This is a genomic window from Chromatiales bacterium, assembly GCA_014762505.1.
Taxonomy (GTDB): domain Bacteria; phylum Pseudomonadota; class Gammaproteobacteria; order SpSt-1174; family SpSt-1174; genus SpSt-1174.
The window spans coordinates 1-25646 of the sequence record JABURS010000029.1; the positions used below are offsets into that span (position 1 = coordinate 1).

Here is a 25646-nt window from a genome sequence, read left to right on the forward strand (position 1 = left end):
TTTTTTTTATGATCCCGCCGACCCCCAAGTACTACACCTCGTAGGTCGTCGCCATCGTCAGATGTGTAGAAGAGCCAGCCCCCAACCCATACACATCCGTGTCATACATCTCCTCCGCCTTCACCGGCTGGATGCTGAACGCACCCGGTGCGATGGCCTGGGCGACGTAGCTCAGGTGGTAGTTGCCGGCCGAGAGGTAGTCGGAGTAGAACCGCACGGCGTCGTGCCGCAGTTCCTGGTGGTAGAAGCTCCAGCGTGAGTAGCCGTAGCTCATCCAGTCGTCGTACTGGTACCACCAGGAGCCGCCGGCGGCCTGGAATTCGCCTTTCTGGGCGTCGATGATCGAGGCGGTGGCAAGATCGCGGTTGACGGGTTCGAGGCCGCCGGGGACGGGGTCGTCCACCACCACGAAGTTGCGGGCGGCGGGCAGCGAGACGTAGAGGTCCACGCGCACGAGTTCGCCGCGCTTCAGTTCGACATCGTTGCCCAGCAGCACCCATTGCCCTTCGCGCTCGACGCTGTATTCGCGGCGGATCTCGATGCCGCTGTTGACGGGCTCGGCCCGCTCGTCCTCGAGCGCGTAGTCCAGGCGTGCGCTGTAGTAGAGGCGGCCCTCGCCCTGGCGTTTGATCTTCACCTCGGCGCGGGTGCCGGGGTCTTCCGGCGTGACGCTGCGCAGGAGGGCGACGGGCGGATCGCGGCGGTCGTCGAAAACGGTCTCTCCCAGGCTTGCCTCGTTCAGCCAGACCTGCACCTGCATCTTCGGCGCTGCGGGTTCGTACACGCGGCTGTAGTCGATGAGGGCGTTCATGCAGAAGAGGTTTTCCTGCGTGTTCTCCCAGTGGGTGCGCGCGCCGCGCGTCTGCGTGATGGTGCGCACCAGCTTGTAGGGCACGTCGGCCACCCTTGCCGCGCCGGCCTCGGTCTCGCCGTAGGCGGTGAGGGTGGAGAGGATGGCGCAGTTGTCGCGCAGCGGCGTGGCGAGGATGCGGGTGTAGCCGTCGTCCAGTTGCTCGCTGAAGATGAACTTTCCGCCGGTCTGGTTGGCGTGGGCGAGGATCATGTCGGTGACCTCGGCGCGGATGACCTCGGTGCCTTCCACGCCCAGTGCGGCCTGCAGGTACATGGCCTTGCCGAACAGGCTCATGTCGGGCACGTGGCGGCGGTAGCGCTCGATGTCGCGGCGGTCGATGCGCCCGTGCGGGGCGAGGGCGGCCAGGGCCACCGCGCGCACGGTGGACTGCATGCCGGTGCTGTAGAAGCTGGGCGTGACGTCCTTGCGCAGCAGGGTGTCGAGGTAGCCGTGCAGGCGGCGCTCGACCTCGGCGGGCACGGACTCGCCCGCGTGGCGCAGCCAGTTGAAGGCGAGCGCGGTGTAGGCGGAGAGGTAGGGGCTGACGTACTGGTCCTGCGGGACGAAGTAGGTCATGCCACCGTTGGGCGCCTGGAAGTCGGCGGCCTGACCCAGGATGCGGGCCGGCAGCTGCGGGGCGTCCTCCCAGGCGAGCGCATCGGGCAGCCAGGCCTTGAGGCCGTTGTAGTGCGAGGCCATGGTGCCCTTGGAGAGCTTCTGCTCCCAGCAGCTGTAGGGGTAGTCGCGCATGTATTCGAAGGCGCCCTCCACGTTGCCGATGACGCTGGGGGCGAGCGTGACGCCGACGCGCCCGGTGTCGCCGCGCATGCCTTCGGGGAACAGGATGGCCTCGACCACCTCGCCCGCCTCCGTCGTGCCGTAGGTGGCCGCCGTCTCCAGGCGGCCGCGGCGCTGCACGGGCAGGCGGTGCTGCAGCACGTCGCGATCAGATGCGTCGCCCGCGCTGGCGGTGAACCGCAGCTCGCCGTCGCGCGTGGTCGCCACCGGCAGGTAGACGGTGTGGCGCGCGTAGGGCTCGGCGGTGATACGCCGCGTGACCAGCGGCACCCCGCCGGCGAGCGGCCCCTCGGCGTGGATGGTGACGTTGAGCTCGCGGCTGCGATCGGTGCGGTTCATCACGCTGAAACCGGCCTGAAAGCGGTCGCCCGCGAGCACCTGGTTGGGCATGACCGGGCGCAGCTCGGTGGGGCGGTTGACGCGGAACGTGCCCTGGCCGAGCCCGAGGCGGTCGCCCGCTGTTGCGGCCAGCGCGAGCACGCGCCAGCCGGTGAGGTTGTCCGGCACCTGGAACTCGACGGCCTTCTGCTCGCCGGGCTGCAGCACGAGCGAGGGATTCCAGTAGCCGACGTACTTGAAGACGCTGCGCATCTGCAGGCTGTCGCCGCCGTCGCCGCCGGCGTTGGCGCCCTTCTTCTCGAACAGCTGCCGGCCGACCAGGCGCATGAGCAGGTTGAAGTCGCGCAGGTCGCGGCCCTCGAGCCGGTAGAAGCCGGGATAGGGATCGAAGTAGCCGGCGCCGCCCTGGATGAGGTCGAAGACGGATTCGTCCAGCGCGATGACGGCGAGCTCCACCGGCTGGTCGTTCGCGCCGGTGACGGGCGCGGCCGCGAGGGTGACGCGCACGGTGTCGCGCGGGCGGTATTCCTCGGCCGCCGGTGTGACGCGGACCTTGAGCCGCTTGCTGTCGTCCATCACCGTGGTCTGCACCCAGCCGGTGCGCATGGCGGGCTTGCCGAGGTCCAGCGCGCCGTCCTCGCCCATGGGCTGCTCCACGCGCGGCGACATGGCCGTGACGGAGAGGTAGAAGCCGGGCAGCATGTCGTCGGTGACCGTGAATTCGATCACCGGGGTGCTGCCCGCCAGCGGCTGCACCCAGCGCTCGATGACGCCGTAGCGCTCCACGCTCACCAGCGCCTGCGCGCCGGGGAAGGGGTTCTTCACCAGGTAGCGCGCGGTGTCGCCCACGCGGTAGCTGTCCTTCTCGGGGACGATGTCGATGCGGTTGTCGTTCTCGTCCTCCCACACCACCTGGCCCTTGCCCACCACCCACTGGTTGAGCGTGGTGCTGTGCGCGAGTCCGCGGGTGTCCACGATACTGGCGACGACCTGGTGCAGGCCGGCGTTCTGCGGCGTGTAGGCGCAGTCGCCGCCCGCCGTGCCGGGCGTGAGCGTGCAGCGCGAGAGCTCTTCCCACTCGTGCACGTAACGCGTGAGGTAGGCGTTGCCCGCGCCCTTGACGCGGGTGGCCTTCGTCACCCGCTGGCGGATGACGATCTCCACCGGCGTGTCGGCCACCGGCTCGCCGCGATGGTCGACCACCAGCGTCTGCACGCTGGCGGGCTCGTCTTCCTGCTGCACCCAGTGCTCGCTCTTCAGGCCCACGTAGCGGTCGCGCCCGGCATAGGCCGCATTGGCGAAGCCCGCCACGTACTTGCCGCGGTCGTCGCGCACGGCGCTCTCCACCAGCAGGTTGCCGTACAGCACGCGCGCCTCGGGGAGGGCGATGGCCAGCCCGTGCTCGCCCTGCGCGTTCACGCTCGCGATCTCCTCGTGCAGGGTCTCGCGCTCGGGCTGGCCCATCACGTAGGTATCGAAGTGGAAGCGGGCCGCCAGCGGATCGCGCGGGTTGAGCGAGCGCGCGTTCACCTGCACGGTGATGCGCGCCTCGGCATTGGCGTAGGGCCCGCCGGCGTGCAGGCTCGCCAGCGTGTCGACCTTGAGCGTGTCGCCCTGGCGGAAGTCCTCGCCGTTGAGCGTGGTGCTCACGCGAAACGGCGAGGGCGTGAAATCACTCACCAGCACGCGCAGGGGGTGGAGCTCGCCGGCGTTGTCGAAGTCGGCGTCCAGGGTGAAGCGGTACCAGCCGACCGCGCCGTTCTTCGAGACGGTGAACTCGCCGTGGTGCGCGCCGAAGTCGTTGAGCGTGAGGCCCGGCTCCTCGTGCACCGTCTTGCCGGTGGGGTCGACGACCTTGAGGGTGTAGGCCCCGCGCGGGGCGGGCACCAGCGTGCGGTTGTCCTGGTCGCGCACGTAGAGCTTGTACTGGATGGTGTCGCCGGCCTTGTACACGCCCTGGGCGGTGCTGCCCCAGGACACGAGGTGACCGTAGCGCTGACGCAGGTCGCCGCCGTACCAGTAGGGCTCGGTCTGGTAGTCGTGGGACAGCGGCAGCAGGGCCATCTCACCGCCCTGCTCGATGCGGGCGAAGAGATGCGGGCGGCTGTCGTCCCAGTTGTGCATGGCCTCGAGCCGGGGATCGATCTCGTTGAGGCCGGCGAGCATCGCCACGCCCTCGGCATCCGTGCGCGCCTCGCCCAGGAGCTCTCCGCCGGTGGCGAGCCCGGGGAAGGTGGTGCGCAGCAGCGTGACCTTCGCGTCCTTCACCGGCTGGCCGTCGTCCAGGCGCGTGACCCACACCAGCGTGTTGTAGTGCCCGGCCTTGGCATGCACGCCAAACGGCGTGACCTGGGCGTGGAAGCGGCGCGCCTGGTCGCCCTTGCTCACCGGCGGCCGGGTGTCCACCCGGCCCATGACGAAGCCGGACTGCCCGTCCAGCAGCTCGCGCACGCCCAGCGGGTGGCGGTAGGCGATGTCGACGATGGCCGGCAGCCCGACCTGCCGCGTCTGGTTCTGGCGCGCGCCCTGCGGGGTGAGGGCGTCGTAGTGCAGGGTGAGCGCATCGATGTTGTTGAGCACGATGGGCGTCTCGGAGTCGATGGCCGATTCCAGCACCGAGACGGGGTGGGTGAGCGTGAAGTCGGGCTTGCGGTGGTCGGTGAGGAAGGGGGCATCCACCGCCTGCGGCAGCGCGCGGCCGAACTCGTCGCGCAGGGCGGCATCGATGCTGAGCCGGTAGGTCTCGAAGGCCTTGAGGTTCTCCGGCAGCCAGACGATGTATTCGGCGCCGCGGCGATGCGGCTGGTTGAGGCGCGAATAGCCGTAGGTGTTGGCCCAGGGGTCGTAGTCCTCGCGCCCGCCGGCCAGGTCCGGGTCCAGGCGCGCGTGGGCCTTGAGTTCCTCCTTGATCACCGGCGTGCTGAAGATGAGGCCGACGTTGGCCATCGGGTTGCAGCGCCGCGTGTCGTCGCTGGCGGCGATGGTGAGCGGCCGGTCGCTGTTGTCCTGGCAGCGCAGGCCGAGGAAGCGGAAGGCCGGGAAGGTATTGAAGGCGACCACCAGGCGCTGCTCGATGCCGCGCTCGCTGCCCTGCGCCGGGACGACGCCGGGCGCGATGTGCAGTGAGGCGTCGGCATCCATCGGCAGCTCGGTGACGGGGCTCACCAGCCAGCCGCGGTCGGTCTCGGTCGCCTCCCGGTAGGGCAGGTTCTCCACCTGCACGGGATAGCCCGTGCCGCCCTGCCGGAACTGCAGGGCCTCGGCCACCGAGGCGCGCGTGACCTCCTGGTTGAAGACCACGCGCACCTGCGGCGTGCCCGGCGCACGCCAGGTGTGGAACTGGTACCAGTCGAGCTTCGGGCGCTGGGTGATGAATTCGTGCACCACGGGCGCGGCGAGGGTGGCGCCGTCCTCGGCCTGGATGCCCGGCTGCATGACGAGGCGGTAGCGCGTGGCCGGCTGCATGGCGGCGCGCTCCGTGAGCTGGCAGGCCAGGGCGCTGGTGTTGAGCCAGCGCCACTCGCAGTCCAGCGCGGGCTCGATGGTCACGGGGATCTCGGCGGCGTCGCGCTCCATGCGCCCCACCGGCACCACGGGCCGGTTGAAGCTGAAGACGATCTGGCGGCTGGCGGGCACGTCCTCGCCGGCGGGGGTGATGCGTGTGATCTGCAGCGGCCCCGTGCCGGCGTTGAACTGCGCCGAGTCGAAGGCGGCGAAACTGCCGGTGGCGAGCAGACCGAGAAGGGCCAGTGCGGCCGCGAAGATCCCGCGCATGTCATGATCCCTGACGTTGTTATTGTGATGAAGGTGCCGGAAGGCCGGGCGGACCCGGCTGCGCCCGACTGGGCCCGATTACGCCCAATTACGGTAGAATAGCAGCCCGCTTCCCGGCACGACGCCGACCAGTCTATCACCGACGCCCGACAGCCACCTTCACGTGTCCAGCCCGCTCCGCGAACTCGAACAGCGCCTCGACAGCTGCATGCAGCGCGACCGCCATCGCCTGCGCCAGCGCCTCAAGCGGCTCGCGCGCAAGCCCGATGCGGCCGAGCAAGAGAAGCTCGCCCAGGCCATCGAGGCCTCGGCCGCCACCCGCCAGGCGCGCATCGACAACCTGCCGCAGGTGACCTACCCGGAGGAGCTGCCGGTGAGCGGCCGGCGCGAGGCGATCCGCGAGGCGCTGGAGCAGCACCAGGTCATCATCGTCTGCGGCGAGACCGGCTCGGGCAAGACCACCCAGCTGCCCAAGATCTGCCTCGAGGCCGGGCGCGGCGTGAACGGCTACATCGGCCATACCCAGCCGCGGCGCATCGCCGCACGCGCCGTGGCCACGCGCATCGCCGAGGAGATGAACACGCCGCTGGGCGCGCAGGTGGGCTTCAAGGTGCGCTTCTCCGAGCACGTGAGCGAGCAGGGTTACGTGAAGCTGATGACCGACGGCATCCTGCTGGCCGAGATCCAGCACGACCGCTTCCTCGATGCCTACGACACGCTCATCATCGACGAGGCCCACGAGCGCAGCCTCAACATCGACTTCCTGCTCGGCTACCTGAAGCAGCTGCTGCCGCGCCGGCCCGACCTCAAGGTGATCATCACCTCGGCCACCATCGACCCGGAGCGCTTCGCGAAACACTTCGGCGATGCGCCCGTCATCGAGGTGTCGGGCCGCACCTACCCGGTGGAGGTGCGCTACCGCCCGCTGCACGGCGAAGACGCGGACGAACGCGACCGCGACCTGCAGCAGGCCATCCGCGAGGCGGTGGACGAGCTCGCCGAGGAGGGCCTGGGCGACATCCTCGTCTTCCTGCCGGGCGAGCGCGAGATCCGCGAGACGGCCGAGTCGCTGCGCCGGCACCACCCGAAGCACACCGAGATCCTGCCGCTGTACGCGCGGCTCTCGGCCAGCGAACAGAACCGGGTGTTCGCCGCGCACACGGGCCGGCGCATCGTGCTCGCCACCAACGTGGCAGAGACCTCGCTCACCGTGCCCGGCATCCGCTACGTGATCGACACGGGCCTCGCGCGCCTCTCGCGCTATTCCTGGCGCGCCAAGGTGCAGCGCCTGCCCATCGAGCCGGTCTCGCAGGCCTCGGCCAACCAGCGCAAGGGACGTTGCGGGCGCGTGGCCGAGGGCATCTGCATCCGCCTCTATGCCGAGGACGACTTCAACAACCGCCCCGAATTCACCGACCCGGAGATCCTGCGCACCAATCTCGCCTCGGTCATCCTGAAGATGGCGCAGCTCGGCCTGGGCGAGCCCGAGGACTTCCCCTTCGTCGAGCCGCCGGACAGCCGGCTCATCAAGGACGGCTACAACCTGCTGCACGAACTGAACGCCGTCGACGCGGCCAACCGCATCACGCCGCTGGGCAGGAAACTCGCGCAGCTGCCCATCGACCCGCGCCTGGCGCGCATGCTGCTCGCCGCACAGCAGGAAGGCTGCCTGCGCGAGGCGCTGATCATCGTCAGCGCCCTCTCCATCCAGGACCCGCGCGAACGCCCGCACGACTTCCAGCAGGCCGCGGACGAGAAGCACAAGCGCTTCGCCGACGAGCACTCGGACTTCCTCGCCTACGTGAACCTGTGGGACTACCTGCACGAGCAGATGCGCCACCTGACGCAGAACAAGCTGCGCAAGCTCTGCCGCGACGAGTTCATCTCCTACATCCGCCTGCGCGAGTGGCACGACGTGCATCGCCAGCTGCGTGCCCAGCTCAAGGACATGGGCGTGCGCGAGAACGAACAGCCGGCCGGGTACGCCCCGCTGCACCGCGCCCTGCTCACGGGACTGCTGGGCAACATCGGCTATCGCGACGAGGATCGCGAGTTCATGGGGGCACGCAACCGCAAGTTCCTGGTCTTCCCGGGCTCGGGGCTGGCGAAGAAACCGCCGAAGTGGCTCATGGCGGCGGAACTGGTGGAGACCTCGCGGCTCTTCGCCCGCACCGTGGCGAAGATCGAGCCGCAGTGGGTGGAAGAACTCGCCGCCCACCTCCTGCATCACCATTATCACGAACCGCACTGGCAACGGCGCCGCGCGCAGGTGGGCGCCTACGACCGGCTCACGCTCTACGGGCTGGTGATCAACCCGAACCGGCGCGTGAACTACAGCCAGATCAACCCGAAGGAGGCGCGCGAGATCTTCATCCGCCACGCCCTGGTATACGGCGAGTACGAGACGAAGGCGCCCTTCTTTATACACAACCGCCAGCTCATCGAGGACGTGGAAGACCTGGAGGCCCGCTCGCGCCGCCGCGACATCATGGTGGACGAGGAGACGCTCTACGGCTTCTACGACCGGCGCCTGCCGGCCGACGTGTGCAACGGCCCCAGCTTCGAGGCCTGGCGCAAGCAGGTCGAAGGCGACGACCCGAAGGCGCTGTTCTTCACCCGTGATGAAGTGATGCAGCACGCCGCCGCCGACGTGACGGTCGCGCAGTTCCCGGACGTGATCGACCTGGGCGGCCGGCGCGCGCCGGTGAGCTACCACTTCGAGCCGGGCAGCGACGAGGACGGCGTGACCGTGACCCTGCCGGTGGGCGGGCTCAACCAGGTGCAGCCGGCGCGCGCCGACTGGCTGGTGCCGGGGCTCATCGAGGAGAAGCTCACCGCGCTGATCCGCGGCCTGCCCAAGGCCCTGCGCCGCCACTTCGTGCCCGCCCCGGACTTCGCCCGCGCCTGCCTGGAGGCCCTGACGCCCGGCGAGCAACGCCTCACCGAGGCGCTGACCGCCCGCCTGAAACAGATGACCGGCGTGGACGTGCCGCCCGAGGCCTGGGCCGAGGACCAGCTCGAACCCCACCTGCGCCTGCGCTACCGGGTGGTGGACGCCGGCGGCCAGACGCTGGCCACCGGCCGCGACCTCGACGCCCTGCAGGCCCGGCTGGCGGGCCGCATCGCGGAACAGTTCGAGACCCTGCAGACGCAGGCCGGCACCGCCGAGGGGCTGGAGCGCGAGGGCCTCACGGGCTGGGACTTCGGCACGCTGCCCGAGACGGTGGAGATCGAGGGCCAGGGCATCCGCATGACGGGCTACCCGGCGCTGATCGACCAGAAGGAGGCCGTGGCCCTGCGCGTGCTCGACAACCCGGACGAGGCCCGCGAGGCCACCCGGGCCGGCATCCTGCGCCTGGCCCGCCTCGCCCTGGCCGAGCAGGAGAGGCACCTGGCCCGGAACCTGCCGGGCATCGACCGGCTCTGCCTGCAGTTCGCCACCGTGGGCCACTGCCAGGACCTGAAGGAGGACATCCTCCGCGCCGCCTTCACCCAGGCCCTGTTCGCCGGGGGCTGGCCCGGCGACGAGGCGGGCTTTGCCGCCGCGCTGGAGGCCGGGCGCGGCGAGCTGTTCGCCACCGCCGAGACGCTCTGCGGCCTGCTGGCCACCGTGCTGGCCGAGTTCAACCCGATCCGTCAGCGCATCAAGAAGAACCTGCCCTTCACCTGGATCGAGGCCGTGGCCGACATCCGCGACCAGCTCGACCACCTGGTCTACCCGGGCTTCGTGACCGCCACCCCCGTCCAGCGCCTGCGCCAGCTGCCGCGCTACCTCAAGGCCATCAGCCGCCGCCTGGACCGGCTGGAGGCCCAGCCCGACAAGGACCGGCACCTGCGCATCGACATCGAGCCGCTGTGGGAGGACTGCAAGCGTCGCCTGGCCGCCACCCGCGAACCGGATGCGGCGCTGCTGGACTACCGCTGGCAGATCGAGGAACTGCGGGTGTCGCTGTTCGCCCAGGAGCTCGGCACCGAGCGGCCGGTGTCGGTGCAGCGGCTGGAGAAACAGCGCAAGGCGCTGTAGGGGCGCGCTGCTGGACATCGCCCCCGGTTTTCGGGAATATCGGCAGGACAAGCGGGCCACGCATTTCAAAGAGCCCGCCGGATACAACAATAAAACCAGGATAACCGGCCGGGACAGGCCGGCTGCCATAAGGATGACTACATGCCTTCGTCACTGCGTCGCCACCGGGCCGCGTTGCGCGCCCCTGCGTTGCTGCCGCTGATCCTGCTGCTCGCCATCGCGAGCGGCCCGCTCCCCGCTGCCGGGGAGCCCGTCCGCCTGGCCATCCAGCCCATCCAGACGGCAGAGACCACGGCAGAGTTCTACCGGCCGCTGATCGAGTACCTGCGCACGCAGACCGGCCTGCCGATCGAGCTGGCCACCACCAGCAACTTCCTCACCTACTGGACGCAGATGAAGCGCGGCGACTACGACCTGGTGCTGGATGCCGCGCACTTCACCGACTATCGCATCCGCGAGCTGGGCTACGTGCCGCTGGCCAAGATGCCGGGCGAGGTGAGCTACAGCCTCGTCACCCACCCGGACACCTTCATCTTCGAACCCGCCGAGCTCACCGGCAAGCCGGTCGCCTCGCTGGCCTCGCCCAGCCTCGGCATGGTGCGCATGCTGGACCTCTTCCCCAACCCGCTGCGCCAGCCGCGCATCCTCGAGGCAGCCACCACCGAGGCCATCATCGAGATGATCGAGTCGGGCAAGGCCGTGGCAGGCATCATCCCCACGCCCCTGCTCAACACCTACACCCAGTTCAACGTGGTGCTGACCACCGAGCCGGCCCCGCACGTGACCTTCTCGGCCTCGCCGCGCCTGCCGGCGGAGGCGCGCAGCAGCCTGCAACGCGCCCTGCTGGAGGCCGGCAACACGGCCGAGGGCCAGGCCATGCTGGCGGCCATCGGCTTCACCGCGCTGGAGCGCCCCGAGGCGACGGTGTACTCCGGCTATGCCGAACTGCTGGAGGGCGTGTGGGGGTACTGACCCCCTGATGACGACACACCGGGCAGGGCCCGGACGGTTCTCCTCCGCCAGGACATCTCGTCGGTGCGCCTGGCCATTGCCCGCCCGGACGGGGGCAAGCCGCGACCCTGGCGCCGCGGCATTTTTTTGCCCGGCCGTCCTGCCATGCCCGAGGGGTTTTGGTATATGGTTAGGGAGAGCCCGCAGCGGCGATGGCCCGACCCATCGCCGCTGCGGGCAACAGGACATAACCAGAACAAGAGCCGACACGGCGAGGCCGAGACACGATGAGACTCTATTACCAGCGCAACTGCACCGCTTCGGATGCCGTACGCATCGCCCTCAATCTCAAGGGCATCCGCTACGACCTGGTGGACATCGACGACACCGACGAGGACATCTCCTCCCTGCCGCTGATCAAGGACCTGCGTGTCTCGCCCGTGCTCTACGACGACCTGCGCATGCAGGTGGAATCCCTGGCCATCATCGAATACCTGGACGAGACCTATCCCGACGTGATGCTGCTGCCGGGCACGGCCCGCGACCGCGTGCGCGTGCGCTCCATCGCCCAGCTCATCATCAGCGACATCCACCCGCTGCTGAGCCCGCGCGTGCACAACCACCTGAAGAACGAACAGCAGGGCTTCGACTGCGCGGCCTGGTCCAACCACTGGGTGAAGCTCGGCTTCAGCGCCATCGAGGAACTGCTGGCCGACAACCCGGCCACCGGCCAGTTCTGCCTGGGCAACACGCCGACCATGGCCGACGCCTGCCTCGCGCCGCAGGTATGGCATGCACAGAAGACCGCGCTGGAGCTCGACGACTACCCGGCCGTGAAACGCGTGTACGAAAACTGCCTCAAGCTCGCCGCCTTCGAGAACGTGGCGCTGGAACTGCGCTGACATCCACGGCTCCTGTCGAACAGGCACCGGGGCCCGCATGGGCCCCGGCGTCGTTCAGGCCTTCACCCTCGCGCGCGGCAGCAGCAACCGGCGCAGAGTCCGCCATTCGTAACAGGCCAGCCCCGTGATGATGAGCGCCGTACCCGCCACCACGCCGGCGCGCAGCACCTCGCCGTTGAGCAGCACCCCGAGCCACAGCGCGAGCACCGGCGTCATCAGCGTGATCAGCGCGACCCGGCTCGCCTCGATGCTGCGCAGCAGGAAGAAGTACATGGTGAAGCCCACCACCGAGCCGAACAGCGCGAGGTAGAGTATCGAGCCCGTCGTGCGCAGGGGCAGCGACGCCGGCAGTCCCTCGCCGAACAGCAGCCAGGCGGACAGGTACAGCGGCGCGGCCAGCAGCAGACCGCCGACCACCACGCTCAGGCCATCCAGTCCCGCACCGATACGCTTCACCCACACCGCGCTCAGCGACTGCAGGAACACCGAGCACAGCACGGCGACCAGGCCGATGACGGTGCCGGCATCCACGGTCAGGCCACTGCCGAAGATGACCACCAGTCCGCCCAGGCCGAGCAGCATGCCGACGATGCGCATGGGCGTGAACACCGACTCGCCCAGCCACAACGAGGCCAGCAGGCCGGTGACGATCGGCGACAGACCGAACAGCACCGAGATCCAGCCCGAGGGAATGAACTGTGCACCGAAGTACACGCACATCATCGCGCCGAAGATGCCGATGATGGCGGCCAGGTAGGTGAGCATCGCCTCGCGATGCCAGGGCAGGGGCACGCGCGCAATGCGCAGCAGCACCGCGGCGATCATCGCCCCCAGCACCATGCGGGCGGCGACGCCGAAGAGAAACCCGGCGCCATCCCCGCTCCACTGGATGGCCAGCGGCGTGGTGGACCAGATGATGACGACCCCGACATACGCGGCGGGCACGGACATGGTCATACACTCCCTGATGAGGCGAGGCGGGAAACGCGACCAGACGAAAAAGGCCGCGAATCTCTCGACTCGCGGCCTTTGAAAACGTCTTAGTTGTAGCCCTGTTACATCATTCCGTTTTCGCCTGCGCACGAGCCCCGGCCAGCTGCATCAGATGCAGCCAGCGGCAACGGCGGACGACCATGGCGTGGGAATGAATCATGGCTGCATTGTTGCCCGCGCACGAAGAAGGCGTCAACCGTCTTTTGTGTCGTCCTCCACATCCCGGTAACAGGCCGGCGTGAAGCGCGGCGTGCACAGGGCATGAAAGACGAGATCGCCGGTGCCGGTATTCTCGATGCACTGCGCGACCCCGGGCGGGATCAGCACCACATCGCCGGCGGTCGCGGTCGCCGGCGGCAGGTCGCCGACCGTCACCCGGCCCTCGCCCGCCATGATGAGGTAACGCTCGGTCACGCCGTCGAGCACGTGCCGGCGTGTGCGCCGCCCCGGTGCCAGGCGCGCGCGGGCGATGGAGAGCGCGGGGTCGTCCTCGCTGTTGCTGACCTCGAGGATATGACAGCCCTCGCGAAACCAGTACTCGTCGGCCTCGCTGGGGTGGATGATCTCGGGCTTCATGGGCGCTGGACTCGCGACAGGATCGAACCCGCACTATAACCTTCACGCCGCGACGGTTCATGTCGTCGCCCCCTGCCTCTATAATCGGGCACCGCGAGACGTCTCATAACCGCACGCATTCCAAGGAGAACCCCATGGCCCGCACCCCCTCCACCATGCTCGAACTCGGCACCCCGGCACCCAGCTTCGCCCTGCCCGAACCGCTCACCGGCAAGACCGTCTCGCTGCACGACTTCGACGACAAGCCCGCGCTGCTGGTCGCCTTCATCTGCAACCACTGCCCCTACGTGATCCACATCCGCGACCAGTTCATCGACTTCGCGCGCGAATACGCCGACCGCGGCCTGCAGGTCGTCGCCATCAGCAGCAACGACGTGGCCAACTACCCGGACGACAGCCCGGAGAAGATGGCCGAGCTCGCCCGCCAGGCGAAGATGCCCTTCCCCTATCTCTACGACGAGAGCCAGTCCGCCGCCAAGGCCTACCAGGCCGCCTGCACGCCGGACTTCTTCCTCTTCGACGCCGACCGCAGGCTCGTCTACCGCGGCCAGTTCGACGCCTCCCGCCCGAAGAACGACGAACCCGTCACCGGCCTGGACATGCGCAACGCCGTCGACGCCCTGCTCGCCGGCCAGCCCATCCCCGAAGACCAGGTGCCGAGCCTGGGCTGCAACATCAAGTGGAAGCCGGGCAACGAGCCGGAATATTACGGCTGAGGCGATAGGCGCAGGAGCGTCCGCAAGGCGCGATCAGGCACGGCGGCTTCGCCCGACATCGGCATCGCGGCTTGCACCGCTCCTACCTGGAATACGGACTCCCGTAGGGGCGCCCGCAAGGCGCGATCAGCCACGGCACGTTGCCCAGGCATCGGCTTCGCGGCTTGCGCCGCTCCTACCTGGAACACGAACTCCCGTAGGAGCGTCCACAAGGCGCGATCAGGCACGGCAGCTTCGTCCGACACCGGCTTCGCGGCTTGCACCGCTCCTACCTGACACGCGAACTCCCGTAGGAGCGTCCGCAAGGCGCGATCAGCCGCGGCACGTTGCCCAGGCACCGGCATCGCGGCTTGCGCCGCTCCTACCTGGAATACGGACTCCCGTAGGGGCGCCGCAAGGCGCGATCAGAACGCGAACAGCGCCAGCAACACGCCGCCCAGCAGCAGCCGGTAGATGACGAAGGGCAGCATGCCCATGCGTTCGAGCAGTTTGAGGAAGAAGTGGATGCAGAAGAAGGCGCTCACGGCCGAGAGCACGGCGCCGGCGACGAGCACGTCCCAGGCGACGGGTGTGGACTGCTGGACGAGCTTCACGGTCTCCAGGCCGCCGGCGGAGAGGATGATGGGGATGGAGAGCAGGAAGGAGAAGCGCGCGGCGGCCTGACGGGTGAGGCCCATGGCCAGCGCGGCGGTCATGGTGATACCGGAACGCGAGGTGCCGGGGATGAGCGCGAGCGCCTGGGCAAGACCGATGACGACGACGTCGCGCCAGCCGATCTGGTGTTCGCCGCGCACGCGCCTGCCGGTGGCGTCCGCCCACCAGAGCAGCAGGCCGAAACCGATGGTGGCCAGCGCGATGATCACGGGCGAGCGCAGCACCTGTTCGACCATGCCCTCGAGCAGCAACCCGGCCAGTCCGGCGGGGATGGTGGCGAAGATCACCGCCCAGGCGAGCTTTGCATCCGTGCTCATGTGCAGGCCCGTGAGCGAGAGCAGCCACTCGCGCGCCATGCGCAGCAGCTCGCGACGGAAATAGATCACCACGGCCGAGAGCGTGCCGACGTGCACGGCGACGTCGAAGGCCAGGCCCTGGTCTTCCCAGCCGGTGAGCACGGGCACGAGGATGAGGTGTGCGGAGCTCGAGACGGGCAGGAACTCGGTAATCCCCTGTACCAGTGCGAGCAGCACGATCTGCGTGAAGTCCATGCGCGTTTCCCGATGCAGGCCCGGCGCTAGAGGCGGGCGCGGTAGTCGTTGATGGCAAAGCCGGCCAGCGGCGGCTCGATGCCCTTGCCGAGCGCGATCACCTGGAAGCGCTCGCCCATCTCGGCCGGCAGGGTGAGCTGCTTCACCTGCTGGGCGGCGGCGAGCTGCTGCTCGACGCTGTCGCCCTGCAACCCGGCGAACACCGCGTCCAGGCCGTTGCCCATGAGGAAGTAGGCCTGACTGGTATAGCCGAGCACGTCGAAGCCGGCCGCGTCGGCCGCCTCGGCCACGGCGGTGAAGTCGACGTTGGCCGTGATGTCCTGCAGGCCGGGATAGAGGAAGACGTCGTCGTGGGCGCGGTGACGGTAATGACAGATGAGCGTGCCGTCGCGCCGTTCGTCGAGGTAGTACTCGCGGCGCGGGTAGCCGTAATCTACGAGCAGCACGGCACCCTGGTCGACGACCTTCTCCAGCGCACCGAACCAGCCGGGCAGGGCGAGATTCACCTCCGAGACGTAGCCCTCGGGCAGCGGCGCGCCGCGCGTCGCCTCGATATGCCGCACGGCGGCCACCAGCGCCTCGTCGGCCGGCATCTCGGCCCGGCCGAAGGTCATGCCGTCCAGCGTGACCCGTCGCTCCATCACCTCGCCGCCGCGAATGACAAAGCGCTTCACCGGCATGGCATCGAGCAGTTCGTTGCCGACCACCACGGCCGATACCGGCGCCTCGGGCAGCGCATCCAGCCAGCGCACGCGCCCGACCAGCGCCGGGGCGCGCTCCGTGAGCGTCTCGCGCTGACGCGCGCGCAGCTCGCCGCTGAGTTCGACGATGTCGTAGCGTTCGGGCAGCGCATCCTGCGCCGCGAATTCCAGCAGCATGTCGGCGGCCATGATGCCGGACCCCGCACCGAACTCGATCACGCGGCGGGTATCGAGCTGCCGCCAGACATCCATCACCTGGCGTGCCAGGCAGCGGGAGAAGATGGGCGAGAGCTCGGGGGCGGTGACGAAGTCGCCGGCGGCGCCGAATTTCTGCGCCCCGCCGCTGTAGTAGCCCAGCCCCGGCGTATACAGCGCGTATTCCATGTACTCGTCGAAACCGATGGAACCGCCGGCGTAACGGATGCGCTCGTCGATGTGGGCGACCAGGCGTTCGCTCTGGGCCAGCGCCTCGGGTTCGGGCGTGGGCAGCTCGGGGGAACGGTCGCGGATCATGGCGGGTCGGGGCGCTCGGTGTGTTAGATTTAGGCGATTGGATTCAGGCAATCCGAATCAACCGCGGCAATGAGCATGCAGGATACTACAGCCCTTCTGGATGGAAAAACGGCGCTGGTCACAGGCGGCGCACGGCGCATCGGTGCGCGCATCGCGCGCCTGCTGCACGCGGAGGGCATGAACCTCGTGCTGCATTACCACCGCTCGGCCGAGGCGGCCGAGGCACTGAAGGCCGAGCTGGAGGCCGAGCGCCCGCACTCGGTGACGCTGATCCAGGCCGACCTGCTGGACACCGCGCGCCTGCCGGCGCTGGCCGAATCCGCCCACGCGGCCTGGGGGCGACTGGACGTGCTGGTGAACAACGCCTCCACCTTCTACCCCACGCCGGTGGGAGAGATCACCGAGAAGGTATGGGACGACCTGGTGGGCACCAACCTGAAGGCACCGCTGTTCCTCTCCCAGGCCGCCGCGCCGTTTCTTGCCGCACACCAGGGCTGCATCGTCAATCTCGTCGACATCCACGCCGTGCGTCCGCTCAAGGGCTACCCGGTGTACTCGGCAGCGAAGGCCGGGCTGTACATGCTCACGCAGTCGCTCGCCCGTGAACTCGGCCCGGCGATCCGTGTGAACGGCGTGGCGCCCGGCGCCATCCTCTGGCCGGAGCAGAGCGAGAACGCGGCCATGCACGAGGCACTGATCGAGCGCACCGCGCTCAAGCGCGAGGGCTCGCCCGACGACGTGGCGCGCGCCGTACTGTTCCTGGTGCGCGACGCGGGCTACATCACCGGCCACCTGCTGCCCGTGGACGGCGGGCGCATGCTCTCGCACTGAGGAGGCCAGCATGAACGAACGCGGCACGATATTCGTCACCGGCGCCGGCCGGCGCGTGGGCCTGCACCTGGCGCACTCGCTGCTGCGCGACGGCTTCGGCGTGATCGCGCATTTCCACAGCGAGAGCGACGGCGTGGCGGCACTGGCCGCCGCGGGCGCGACGACGATCCAGGCCGATCTCACGCAGACAGACGAGGTGCGCCGACTGCTCGCGGCGGTGACGGCACACCATGCGCGCCTGCGCGGCATCATCCACAACGCCTCGCTGTTCGAGACCACCCGCGATGACCCCGACGAGGCGCTGGCGCAGTATGAGCGCTTCGTCGCCATCCACATGCGCGCGCCCTGGCTCATCAACACCACCCTCGCCCCGCTGCTCGCCGGCGAGGACGACGACCCCGCCGACATCATCCACCTCACCGACATCTTCGCCGACAACCCGAACCCGGCCTTCGACCTCTACTGCTCGACCAAGGCCGGGCTGCAGAACCTCACCCTCTCCTTCGCCAAGCGCCTGGCGCCAGGGGTGAAGGTGAATGCCATCCAGCCGGGGCCGGTGCTGTTCAAGGACTCGCACACGGCGGCGGCGCGCGAACAGGTGCTGCAGGAGACGCTGCTTGGCAGGGAGGGTGGCGCGGAGGCGATCTACCGCGCGGTGAAGGCCTTACTCGACAACCCCTACATCACCGGTGCGAGTCTGCCGGTGGATGGTGGCCGGCGCCTCGCCCAGCGTGTCTGAACCCACGCGCAGGCGGACCACGGGGTAGCTCAGGTCCGCGCCCTCCCCGATGTCGCCGGTGCTGGCCAGCAGGTCGAGCACGGTCTCGCGGTAATAGGGCTCGTCCATGGCGCGGGCGCGCTCGCCGGCGGCCCCGTCCACCGTGAACAGGATGTCGAGATCGGCCGGGCGGTCCTTGGTGGCGCTGTCCGGATCGGCGCGGTTGCGCCCGCAGGCGATCTCGATGGCGTTGCACACCGCCTTCAATGCCGCCTCGTCCAGCGCCGTCTCGATCAGCACGGCCAGGTTGTAGAAGTCCCGCTCGGTGGCCATGTGCACCGGCCGCGTGTGCACGATGCGGCTCACCCGCACCGTGCCGAAGCGCGCGGCCAGGGCCTCGAGCACCGCCGGCACGTGGCGCGCGGGCTCGATGTTGCTGCCGATGCCGATCACATAGCGCGTCATCATCACCGCCTACACGTCGATGCAGCCGCCCTGCTCGGCCACACCGGCGAGCACGGCCTCGATCTGCGCACGCCGCGTCGGCATGGCATCGCCGTAGTGGATGGCCAGCATGCGCGCACGCACCTCGGGCGGGTAGAAGTCGGCGATCTCGTCCAGGGTGGCGTGCACCGGGTTGTGGGCCTGCAGGCTGCAGTCGTGCACGATGCGCCGGTCGCTGCGGTCGGCGGCGATCCAGGGCAGCGGGTTGGTGTCCGAGGTGAAGATCAGCCGGTTGTTGATGATGACGCCGTAGGTGGCCATGCCGCCGGTGTGGTCGGTGGGAAAGAGCTCCAGCGTCGCGTCGCCGAAACGCAGGCGTCGGTCCTCGATCAGCTGCAGGTCGAAGAAGTCGTCCAGCCGGTTCTCGCCGTCGGAGCTGTGGCCCATGCTGCCCTTCAGGGTCTGCTCCCAGAGGCCGGGATAGACATCGGCCGGCAGATACAGGGGGATGCGGGTGCCGTGGGTGTAGCGCGTCTCGTAGGCGAAGCGCTCCAGGCCGAAGCAGTGATCGGCATGGATGTGCGTGATCAGGATGCCGTCGATGTCCGGCACGCCCAGGCCCATGTCCCGCAACGCATATTTAATGGTGTAGCCGCAGTCGATGAGCAGCCGCCGGCCCGCCGTCTCCAGCAGCAGGTTGGTGTTCCAGTAGTCCATGGCCTCCGAATCGCCGGTGCCGAGGAAGCACAGGCGGTCAGCCATGCGCCGGTGCCTCGCCCCGCTCGATCACCACGCCCACCTTCACCGGGCCCTCGATGGCCACGGTCTTGGTCACGGCGAGCCGCAGCCAGGGGATACCGAACTCCTGCATCACCAGCTCGGCGGCCCGCTCGGCGAAGGTCTCGACCAGGTTGAAGTCGCTGGCCTTGCCGAACTCGATGAGGGCGCGGGAGACGGCCGCGTAGTCCACGGCATCGCCGATGTCGTCCTCGCGGGCGGCCACCCGGTTGTCAGCGGCCAGGTCGAGATCCAGGCTCAGGGTCTGGGTGATCCGGCGCTCCCAGGCGTAGACGCCGATGACGGTATCGATTCGTAAATCGCGAATAAAGACGCGGTCCATGGTCCCTCCAGTGCAGGGTGGCACTATAATGGATGCCTTTCCCGGCTGGCCAGCGCCCGGGGTTTCTGGCGCCGATCGGCGCTTGTCACCCCCCGGGGCTTCTGGTATTCTTCGCAGCCTTTCACACCAGCAATACCGATTTCTGGAGTAATACCATGGCTCGAGTATGCCAGGTCACCGGCAAGCGACCGGTCACCGGGAACAACGTGTCCCACGCGAACAACAAGACGCGCCGTCGCTTCCTGCCGAATCTGCACACCCATCGTTTCTGGGTGGAAAGCGAGAACCGCTTCGTGACGCTGCGCGTCTCCTCGAAGGGCATGCGCATCATCGACAAGAAGGGTATCGATACCGTTCTGGCCGACCTGCGCGCCCGCGGCGAAAAGGTGTAAGGAGTTAAGTCATGGCTAAAGCGATCCGCGAAAAGATCCGCCTCGTGTCCAGCGCCGGCACCGGTCACTTCTACACCACGACCAAGAACAAGCGCAACATGCCGGAAAAGATGGAGATCAAGAAGTTCGATCCCGTCATCCGCCAGCACGTGATGTACAAGGAAGCCAAGATCAAGTAACTGGTCTTTGCCTTCCCACAAAAAAGCCCGGCCTTTGTGCCGGGCTTTTTTGTGGGAAGGCGGTCAGTTGTCAAAAATCGTAGATCCACACTGAAGCTGATCGAAGCGGTTTTGACTTACCTCCCCCCCGTTATCTCGCCGAGCATCGCAGTGGAGGGAGGATCGGCCCGAAGGGTTGCGCGCATGGACGCGCGCAATCCCGCTGTCGGGCCAGGGACGGCCCGTCAGCGGGACCCGACCGGAGCGAGAAGCGCAGGGGACCCGAAGGGCGAGATAGTGGGGCGCCCTTTCTTTTCGCCCCTTTTCTTTGGGCGAGCAAAGAAAAGGGGCTCGCCCTTGGGCAGTAGCGCTGGTTAAGAACGCCGGTGTAGGACAAGGGCGAAAGCAGCCCAAGCGTCCCTTACCCTCCCCCCTCAATTCCAAAACGGACAACTGACGCCCACAAAAAAGCCCCGACCAGATGGCCGGGGCTTTTTGCTTTCAGGCGAACGTCAGCTAACCGTCAGGCCGCAACCGGCGCCGGCGCCAGACTGAACCCCCGCAGGTGCCGCACGAAATCCTGCAACGCCCGCACACCGGTGGCCTCGGCCTGCTGGCACCACTCCTGGAGGGCCTGGGTGAGCTTCTCCTGGCTGGAGTAGCTGCGGTTCCAGACGTCCTGCAGACGCTGGCGGTACTCGTAGACCACGCGCAGGGTGCTGGTCTTCTCCAGCGTCTGCTCGATGTGCTGCTGGGCCTTGGGCGTGATGCGGGACTCGTCGCGCACCAGCAGGCGGCGGGTCTTCTTCAGCGCGCGGTGATAGGAGGCGTCGGCCCGGGCCAGTTCCTCGCGCAGCACCGGCACGATGACGTGGCGGGCGTAGTGCGAGAGCACGTGCAGACGGGCGACGACGATGGCACGCACGGTCTCCAGGTCGATGTGCGCCTTCTCGGCATCGTGCACCGGCTGCGGGGCGACCTTCTTCACCTTTGCCAGGCCCACGGCCTGCATCAGGCGGATGTACATCCAGCCGATGTCGAACTCCCAGCGCTTCATCGAGAACTTGGCGGAACTCGGGAAGGCGTGGTGGTTGTTGTGCAGCTCCTCGCCGCCGATGAGGATGCCCACCGGGGTGAGGTTGGTGGAGCCGTCGCGCGGCTCGAAGTTGCGGTAGCCGAGGTAGTGGCCCAGGCCGTTGATCACGCCGGCGGCCCAGAACGGGATCCAGATCATGTGGATGGCCCACATGGAGAGGCCGATGGCGCCGAACAGGGCGACGTAGGTGATGAGCAGCAGGCTCACGCCCAGCACGTTGTGCTGGCTGTAGACGTGGCGCTCGAGCCAGTCGTCCGGCGTGCCCTTGCCGTATTTCTCCATGATGGACTGATCGGCGGCGGCCGCGCGGTAGAGCTCGGCGCCCTCGCGCATCACCTTGCCGATACCGAGCACCTGCGGGCTGTGCGGATCGTCCGGGGTCTCCACCTTGGCGTGGTGCTTGCGGTGGATGGCCACCCATTCCTTGGTCACCATGCCCGTGGTGAGCCACAGCCAGAAGCGGAAGAAGTGGCTGACGACGGGGTGCAGGTCCAGCGCGCGGTGTGCCTGGGCGCGATGCAGGAAGATGGTGACGGAGGCGATGGTGATATGGGTGAGGCCCAGCAGGGCGAGGATGTATCCCCACCAGGGCAGATCGATCAGACCATTGAACATGTAGTGCACTCGACTGTTGAAAACATAAGGTGGCGCATCGTTGCGCGGGCGGCGTACTGGAGGCTTGCGGTCTACCGGCTGGCCGTCTGCCGGGTCCCTGGCGAGGGTTTCATCATACCCTCATTTTGTACGGGAAAGCAGCAGGTTGCCCGACGAGCCGTCCACCTCCACCGACCAGCCCGGTTCGATCCAGGTGGTGGCCACGGCCTCGGTGACGATGACCGGGCCCGCCAGCCGCTGGCCGGCGGCCAGCTCACTGCGCCGGTAGACGGGCACCCCTGATCCGACCCCGTGCACGGCCAATCGTTCCACAGGCCCGGCCGGGGTGTGCGCCGCCGGGGCCGGCAAGGGCACCGACGGCGGGCTGCCGGCGAGCCCCAGCCGCAGGTTCACTAGCTCCACGGGCATGTCCAGCGCATGGCCGTAGGCCTCGCGGTGGGCGGCGTGGAAGTCCGCGGCCGCCGCGGGCAGCCCGCGCCAGGGCACGGACAGGGTGCTGGCCTGCCCCTCGTAGCGCAGGTCGAGCGAGCGCTGGGCGACGGGATCGGTGACGCCCTCGACAGACAGCGAGGCGCGGCCCTCGGCCTCCAGCCCGGCAAAGCCCTGCTCCAGGTCCGCCTCGTCCAGGTCCTCCAGCCGCCCGGGGCGGCTGTGCGAGAGCTGGCGGCCCGGCGGGGCCACCAGCATGCCCAGGGCCGAGAGCACGCCGCCGTGCACGGGCACCAGGGCCTGGTCCATGCCCAGCGCGTCGGCCAGGGCGCAGACATGCAGGCCGCCGGCGCCGCCGAAGGGCATGAGGGTGAAGCCGCGCGGGTCGATGCCGCGCTGTACCGAGATCACGCGCAGGGCCTGGGCCATGTGCTCGTTGGCGATGCGCAGTATCCCCTCGGCCGCCGCCTCGACGGTGAGCCCCAGGCGCGCGGCCAGCCCGCCGACGGCGGCGCGGGCGGCGGCCACGTCCACCGGCAGGCCGCCGCCCAGGCGGGTGCTGGCCGGCAGGTGGCCGAGGACGAGGTTCGCGTCGGTGACGGTGGGCTCGCGACCGCCCTGCCCGTAGCAGGCGGGCCCGGGCGCGGCCCCAGCCGACTGCGGCCCCACCTGCAGCAGGCCGCCGGCGTCGATCCAGGCGATGGAGCCGCCACCGGCGCCGATGGTGTGCATGTCGACCATGGGCACGGCCACCGGATAGCCGGCGATCTCGCTCTCGCTGGTGAGCCCGATCCCGCCGTCGATCATGGCGACGTCGGTGGAGGTGCCGCCCATGTCGAAGCTCAGCAGGCGGTCGCGGGCCGAGGCTCGGGCCACGTGGCGCGCCCCCATGAGCCCGCCGGCCGGTCCCGACAGCAGCAGTTGCACGGCCTGCCCACCGGCCCGGGCGGCATCGATGGTGCCGCCGTGGCTCTGCATCACCTCGAGGCCGGCGGGGGCCACGCCCGCCTCCAGCCGGCCGAGATAGCCCTGCATCAGCGGGCCCACGTAGGCGTTGAGCCAGGTGGCCATGCCGCGCTCGTACTCGCGGTATTCGGGCAGCACCTGCGAGGAGCGGGAGACGAACACGCCCTCGGGTACCGCGGCCTCGACGGCCCGTTCGAAGCGGTCGTCGACGAAGGCGAACAGGAGGTTGATGGCCACGGCCTCGGGGGCGAGACGCGTCAGTTCGGCGCGCAGGGCAGCCAGGTCGTCTTCGGTGAGCGGCTCGACCACGCTGCCGTCGGCGGCGAGCCGCCCGCCGGTCTCCAGGCAGAGCTCGGCCGGCACGGGCGGGGACACCGGCGGCGGCTGCAGGTCGTAGAGGTCGCGCCGGGCCTGGCGGCCGATGGTGAGCACGTCGGCCAGGCCCCGGTTGGTGACATAGGCCGTGCGCACGCCCTTGCCCTCGAGCACCGCGTTGGTGGCCACGGTGGAGCCGTGGATCACGCGCAGGCCCGACAGCGCCAGGCCGAGCTCGCGCAGGCCCTGCAGGATGGCCCGCTCGGGGGCCTCGGGCGTGGACAGCACCTTGTGCACGCGAAAGCCCGCGCCGTCGAAGTAGACGAAGTCGGTGAAGGTGCCGCCGGTGTCCACGCCCAGCAGCCGCGGGGAACCGGCGGAGGGGAAATCGGTCATTCAGACTGTCATCGAAGTGTCATTACACGGCCTGTCGTCGCACTGTTACAATCCCGCCACATCGGACGGAACGATGCGCGGCGACGCGCCCAACAAGAAGAACGCAGTGTAAGGGATATGAGCGCCAAATTCCTCGTCGAGGCCCGCCACCTGTACCGCCGCTACGGACCCGCCCAGGCCGTGAGCGACGTGAGCCTGACCCTGCGCCAGGGCGAGGTGCTCGGCCTGCTCGGCCCCAACGGCGCCGGCAAGAGCACCACCATGCGCATGCTCACCGGCAACCTGGCCCCGAGCGCGGGAGAGATCCTCATCAACGGCATCGACCTGCTGGACCGCCCCCGCGAGGCCAAGCGCCACCTGGGCTACCTGCCCGAACAGCCGCCCGTGTACCGCGACCTGCGGGTGGACGAATACCTGGCCTACTGCGCGAGCCTGCACGGGCTGAAGGGCGGCAAGGCCCGCACCGCGGTGGCCGACGCCCTGGAGCGCTGCGCGCTCACCGACGTGCGGCGCCGGCTCATCGGCAACCTGTCCAAGGGCTACCAGCAGCGCGTGGGCATCGCCCAGGCCATCCTGCACCGCCCGGCCGTGGTCATCCTCGACGAGCCCACCGTCGGCCTGGACCCGATCCAGATCCGCGAGATCCGCGACCTCATCCGCGAGCTCGGCCGCGAATACTCGGTGATCCTCTCCACCCACATCCTCCCCGAGGTACAGGCGGTCTGCGACCGCGTGCAGATGATCCACCGGGGGCGCACCGTGTTCGACGACACCCTGGACGGGCTGGAGGGTCGCCACGCCGAACCCGTGCTGGTGGCCGGCTTCGAGCGCCCGCCCGGGGAGGCGGCCCTGCGCGTGATCCCGGGGGTGGAGGGCGTGGAGCGGCTCGCCGACGGGCGCTTCCGCCTCCGCCACCGCGCCGATGCACGCACGGCCGGCGCGATCGCGAAGGCCGCCGTCGAGGGGGACTGGGGGCTCGCCGAGCTCACCCCCGAGCGCGCCACGCTGGAACAGATCTTCGTCGACCTGGTGCACCGCGAACACGACACGGAGGCCGCCGCATGATCGCCGTCATCGCCCGAGCCGAATTCCGCCGCCTGTTCCTCTCGCCGCTGGCCTGGTCCATCCTGGCGGTGAGCCAGTTCGTGCTGGCCCTGCTGTTTCTCGTCTTCGTGGAGAGCTTTCTCACCGAGATCCAGCCGGCCTATGCCGGCCAGCCCGGCGCCCCGGGCGTGACCGACGCGGTGGGCTCGCCGCTGTTCTTCTGGGCGGCCTTCATCATGCTCGCCATCATGCCGCTGCTGACCATGCGGCTGATCGCCGACGAACGCCAGAACGGCACCCTCACCATGCTGATCTCCGCGCCCGTCTCCAGCGCCCAGATCGTGCTCGGCAAGTACCTGGGGCTGCTGGGCTTCATCGGGGTGATGATCGCCATGGTCATGCTCATGCCGGTCTCGCTCGCCGCCGGCACCAGCCTCGACTGGGGCAAGCTCGCCGCCAGCGCCCTCGGGCTGCTGCTGCTGCTCGGCTCCTTCGGCGCGGCGGGGCTGTATCTCTCCAGCCTCGCCCAGCAGCCGCTGGTGGCGGCCGTGAGCAGCTTCGGCCTACTGCTGTTCCTCGTCGTGCTCTACATCTCGGGCAGCACCCAGTCCTCGGCCAGCGAGCTGTTCGTCTACCTCTCGCACTACGGGCACTTCCTGTCCTTCCTGCAGGGCATGTTCGACACCAGCGACCTGGCCTATTACCTGCTCTTCATCGCCACCTTCCTGGTGCTGACCATCCGGCGCCTGGACAACGAACGCCTGCAACGCTGACGCC

Annotated in this window: 20 protein-coding genes; 10 read left to right on the forward strand and 10 right to left on the reverse strand. The window is 68.9% G+C overall.

From position 1 onward, the window contains the following. Window positions 1-31: 31 nt before the first annotated feature. The gene (locus HUJ28_03310) at window positions 32-5764 is read right to left on the reverse strand and encodes a large extracellular alpha-helical protein (GenBank protein MBD3618475.1); all 5733 of its coding nucleotides are present in this window, start codon (window positions 5762-5764) and stop codon (window positions 32-34) included. 208 nt (window positions 5765-5972) lie between these two features. Between HUJ28_03310 and hrpA the strand changes: the two genes are divergently transcribed. The 3 genes from hrpA (at window position 5973) to HUJ28_03325 (ending at window position 11641) form a co-directional block, all read left to right on the forward strand. Continuing rightward, window positions 5973-9788 (forward strand): ATP-dependent RNA helicase HrpA, encoded by a 3816-nt coding sequence (hrpA, locus tag HUJ28_03315; protein ID MBD3618476.1) that lies wholly within the window; start codon window positions 5973-5975, stop codon window positions 9786-9788. A 141-nt stretch (window positions 9789-9929) separates the two neighbouring features. Beyond that, window positions 9930-10760: a PhnD/SsuA/transferrin family substrate-binding protein gene (locus HUJ28_03320; protein MBD3618477.1), complete on the forward strand. Its 831-nt coding sequence runs from the start codon at window positions 9930-9932 to the stop codon at window positions 10758-10760. Window positions 10761-11026: 266 nt separating this feature from the next. After that, window positions 11027-11641, forward strand: coding sequence for a glutathione S-transferase N-terminal domain-containing protein (locus HUJ28_03325; protein ID MBD3618478.1), 615 nt, complete (start codon window positions 11027-11029; stop codon window positions 11639-11641). 54 nt (window positions 11642-11695) lie between these two features. Here the strand turns inward: HUJ28_03325 and HUJ28_03330 are convergent, their stop codons facing one another. Both HUJ28_03330 and HUJ28_03335 read right to left on the reverse strand, forming a co-directional pair. Further along, the gene (locus tag HUJ28_03330; protein ID MBD3618479.1) at window positions 11696-12592 is read right to left on the reverse strand and encodes a DMT family transporter; all 897 of its coding nucleotides are present in this window, start codon (window positions 12590-12592) and stop codon (window positions 11696-11698) included. A gap of 234 nt (window positions 12593-12826) precedes the next feature. Beyond that, on the reverse strand, window positions 12827-13210 hold the full coding sequence (locus tag HUJ28_03335; GenBank protein MBD3618480.1) for a cupin domain-containing protein: 384 nt from the start codon (window positions 13208-13210) through the stop codon (window positions 12827-12829). 134 nt (window positions 13211-13344) lie between these two features. Here HUJ28_03335 and HUJ28_03340 point away from each other — a divergent pair, with 134 nt between their 5' ends. Then, the gene (locus HUJ28_03340; protein ID MBD3618481.1) at window positions 13345-13926 is read left to right on the forward strand and encodes a thioredoxin family protein; all 582 of its coding nucleotides are present in this window, start codon (window positions 13345-13347) and stop codon (window positions 13924-13926) included. A gap of 404 nt (window positions 13927-14330) precedes the next feature. On the opposite strand, the gene HUJ28_03345 is transcribed toward HUJ28_03340, so the two are convergent. Next, window positions 14331-15131 carry an undecaprenyl-diphosphate phosphatase gene (locus HUJ28_03345; protein ID MBD3618482.1) on the reverse strand — a complete coding sequence of 267 codons (801 nt, stop codon included), beginning with the start codon at window positions 15129-15131 and terminating at the stop codon, window positions 14331-14333. A 26-nt stretch (window positions 15132-15157) separates the two neighbouring features. Continuing rightward, window positions 15158-16345, reverse strand: a complete 1188-nt coding sequence (locus HUJ28_03350; protein MBD3618483.1) for an SAM-dependent methyltransferase — start codon at window positions 16343-16345, stop codon at window positions 15158-15160. 75 nt (window positions 16346-16420) lie between these two features. On the opposite strand from HUJ28_03350, the gene HUJ28_03355 reads away from it, so the two are divergent. Beyond that, on the forward strand, window positions 16421-17176 hold the full coding sequence (locus HUJ28_03355) for a pteridine reductase (GenBank protein ID MBD3618484.1): 756 nt from the start codon (window positions 16421-16423) through the stop codon (window positions 17174-17176). A gap of 10 nt (window positions 17177-17186) precedes the next feature. Continuing rightward, the gene (locus tag HUJ28_03360; protein MBD3618485.1) at window positions 17187-17915 is read left to right on the forward strand and encodes an SDR family oxidoreductase; all 729 of its coding nucleotides are present in this window, start codon (window positions 17187-17189) and stop codon (window positions 17913-17915) included. Here the strand turns inward: HUJ28_03360 and folK are convergent. From folK to folB, 3 genes are read right to left on the reverse strand one after another with little or no spacing between them, the layout of a single operon-like run. Next, window positions 17841-18362, reverse strand: coding sequence for a 2-amino-4-hydroxy-6-hydroxymethyldihydropteridine diphosphokinase (gene folK / locus HUJ28_03365; GenBank protein MBD3618486.1), 522 nt, complete (start codon window positions 18360-18362; stop codon window positions 17841-17843). The genes HUJ28_03360 and folK overlap by 75 nt on opposite strands. Before the next feature lie 6 nt (window positions 18363-18368). After that, window positions 18369-19100 carry a ribonuclease Z gene (locus HUJ28_03370; protein ID MBD3618487.1) on the reverse strand — a complete coding sequence of 244 codons (732 nt, stop codon included), beginning with the start codon at window positions 19098-19100 and terminating at the stop codon, window positions 18369-18371. Next, window positions 19093-19458 (reverse strand): dihydroneopterin aldolase, encoded by a 366-nt coding sequence (folB, locus tag HUJ28_03375; protein MBD3618488.1) that lies wholly within the window; start codon window positions 19456-19458, stop codon window positions 19093-19095. Before folB ends, HUJ28_03370 begins: the two co-directional genes overlap by 8 nt. 155 nt (window positions 19459-19613) lie before the next feature. Between folB and rpmB the strand changes: the two genes are divergently transcribed. Together rpmB and rpmG are read left to right on the forward strand one after the other, a co-directional pair. Beyond that, window positions 19614-19850, forward strand: coding sequence for a 50S ribosomal protein L28 (gene rpmB, locus HUJ28_03380; protein MBD3618489.1), 237 nt, complete (start codon window positions 19614-19616; stop codon window positions 19848-19850). A gap of 11 nt (window positions 19851-19861) precedes the next feature. Next, the gene (gene rpmG / locus HUJ28_03385) at window positions 19862-20029 is read left to right on the forward strand and encodes a 50S ribosomal protein L33 (protein MBD3618490.1); all 168 of its coding nucleotides are present in this window, start codon (window positions 19862-19864) and stop codon (window positions 20027-20029) included. Between the two features lie 502 nt (window positions 20030-20531). On the opposite strand, the gene HUJ28_03390 is transcribed toward rpmG, so the two are convergent. Both HUJ28_03390 and HUJ28_03395 read right to left on the reverse strand, forming a co-directional pair. Continuing rightward, window positions 20532-21719 (reverse strand): transposase, encoded by a 1188-nt coding sequence (locus HUJ28_03390; protein MBD3618491.1) that lies wholly within the window; start codon window positions 21717-21719, stop codon window positions 20532-20534. A gap of 120 nt (window positions 21720-21839) precedes the next feature. Continuing rightward, the gene (locus HUJ28_03395) at window positions 21840-23825 is read right to left on the reverse strand and encodes a hydantoinase/oxoprolinase family protein (protein ID MBD3618492.1); all 1986 of its coding nucleotides are present in this window, start codon (window positions 23823-23825) and stop codon (window positions 21840-21842) included. A 117-nt stretch (window positions 23826-23942) separates the two neighbouring features. Here HUJ28_03395 and HUJ28_03400 point away from each other — a divergent pair, with 117 nt between their 5' ends. Continuing rightward, window positions 23943-24890, forward strand: a complete 948-nt coding sequence (locus HUJ28_03400; GenBank protein ID MBD3618493.1) for an ATP-binding cassette domain-containing protein — start codon at window positions 23943-23945, stop codon at window positions 24888-24890. After that, complete coding sequence (locus HUJ28_03405; GenBank protein MBD3618494.1) at window positions 24887-25642, forward strand: ABC transporter permease subunit; 756 nt, start codon at window positions 24887-24889, stop codon at window positions 25640-25642. The genes HUJ28_03400 and HUJ28_03405 overlap by 4 nt, the downstream gene beginning before the upstream one ends. Window positions 25643-25646 lie beyond the last annotated feature (4 nt).

Bases quoted from the DNA above. Each gene is read 5' to 3' on its own strand.
- HUJ28_03310 (MBD3618475.1), bottom strand. From the start codon at position 5,764: ATGCGCGGGATCTTCGCGGCCGCACTGGCCCTTCTCGGTCTGCTCGCC.
- hrpA (MBD3618476.1), top strand. From the start codon at position 5,973: ATGCAGCGCGACCGCCATCGCCTGCGCCAGCGCCTCAAGCGGCTCGCG.
- HUJ28_03320 (MBD3618477.1), top strand. From the start codon at position 9,930: ATGCCTTCGTCACTGCGTCGCCACCGGGCCGCGTTGCGCGCCCCTGCG.
- HUJ28_03325 (MBD3618478.1), top strand. From the start codon at position 11,027: ATGAGACTCTATTACCAGCGCAACTGCACCGCTTCGGATGCCGTACGC.
- HUJ28_03330 (MBD3618479.1), bottom strand. From the start codon at position 12,592: ATGTCCGTGCCCGCCGCGTATGTCGGGGTCGTCATCATCTGGTCCACC.
- HUJ28_03335 (MBD3618480.1), bottom strand. From the start codon at position 13,210: ATGAAGCCCGAGATCATCCACCCCAGCGAGGCCGACGAGTACTGGTTT.
- HUJ28_03340 (MBD3618481.1), top strand. From the start codon at position 13,345: ATGGCCCGCACCCCCTCCACCATGCTCGAACTCGGCACCCCGGCACCC.
- HUJ28_03345 (MBD3618482.1), bottom strand. From the start codon at position 15,131: ATGGACTTCACGCAGATCGTGCTGCTCGCACTGGTACAGGGGATTACC.
- HUJ28_03350 (MBD3618483.1), bottom strand. From the start codon at position 16,345: ATGATCCGCGACCGTTCCCCCGAGCTGCCCACGCCCGAACCCGAGGCG.
- HUJ28_03355 (MBD3618484.1), top strand. From the start codon at position 16,421: ATGCAGGATACTACAGCCCTTCTGGATGGAAAAACGGCGCTGGTCACA.
- HUJ28_03360 (MBD3618485.1), top strand. From the start codon at position 17,187: ATGAACGAACGCGGCACGATATTCGTCACCGGCGCCGGCCGGCGCGTG.
- folK (MBD3618486.1), bottom strand. From the start codon at position 18,362: ATGATGACGCGCTATGTGATCGGCATCGGCAGCAACATCGAGCCCGCG.
- HUJ28_03370 (MBD3618487.1), bottom strand. From the start codon at position 19,100: ATGGCTGACCGCCTGTGCTTCCTCGGCACCGGCGATTCGGAGGCCATG.
- folB (MBD3618488.1), bottom strand. From the start codon at position 19,458: ATGGACCGCGTCTTTATTCGCGATTTACGAATCGATACCGTCATCGGC.
- rpmB (MBD3618489.1), top strand. From the start codon at position 19,614: ATGGCTCGAGTATGCCAGGTCACCGGCAAGCGACCGGTCACCGGGAAC.
- rpmG (MBD3618490.1), top strand. From the start codon at position 19,862: ATGGCTAAAGCGATCCGCGAAAAGATCCGCCTCGTGTCCAGCGCCGGC.
- HUJ28_03390 (MBD3618491.1), bottom strand. From the start codon at position 21,719: ATGTTCAATGGTCTGATCGATCTGCCCTGGTGGGGATACATCCTCGCC.
- HUJ28_03395 (MBD3618492.1), bottom strand. From the start codon at position 23,825: ATGACCGATTTCCCCTCCGCCGGTTCCCCGCGGCTGCTGGGCGTGGAC.
- HUJ28_03400 (MBD3618493.1), top strand. From the start codon at position 23,943: ATGAGCGCCAAATTCCTCGTCGAGGCCCGCCACCTGTACCGCCGCTAC.
- HUJ28_03405 (MBD3618494.1), top strand. From the start codon at position 24,887: ATGATCGCCGTCATCGCCCGAGCCGAATTCCGCCGCCTGTTCCTCTCG.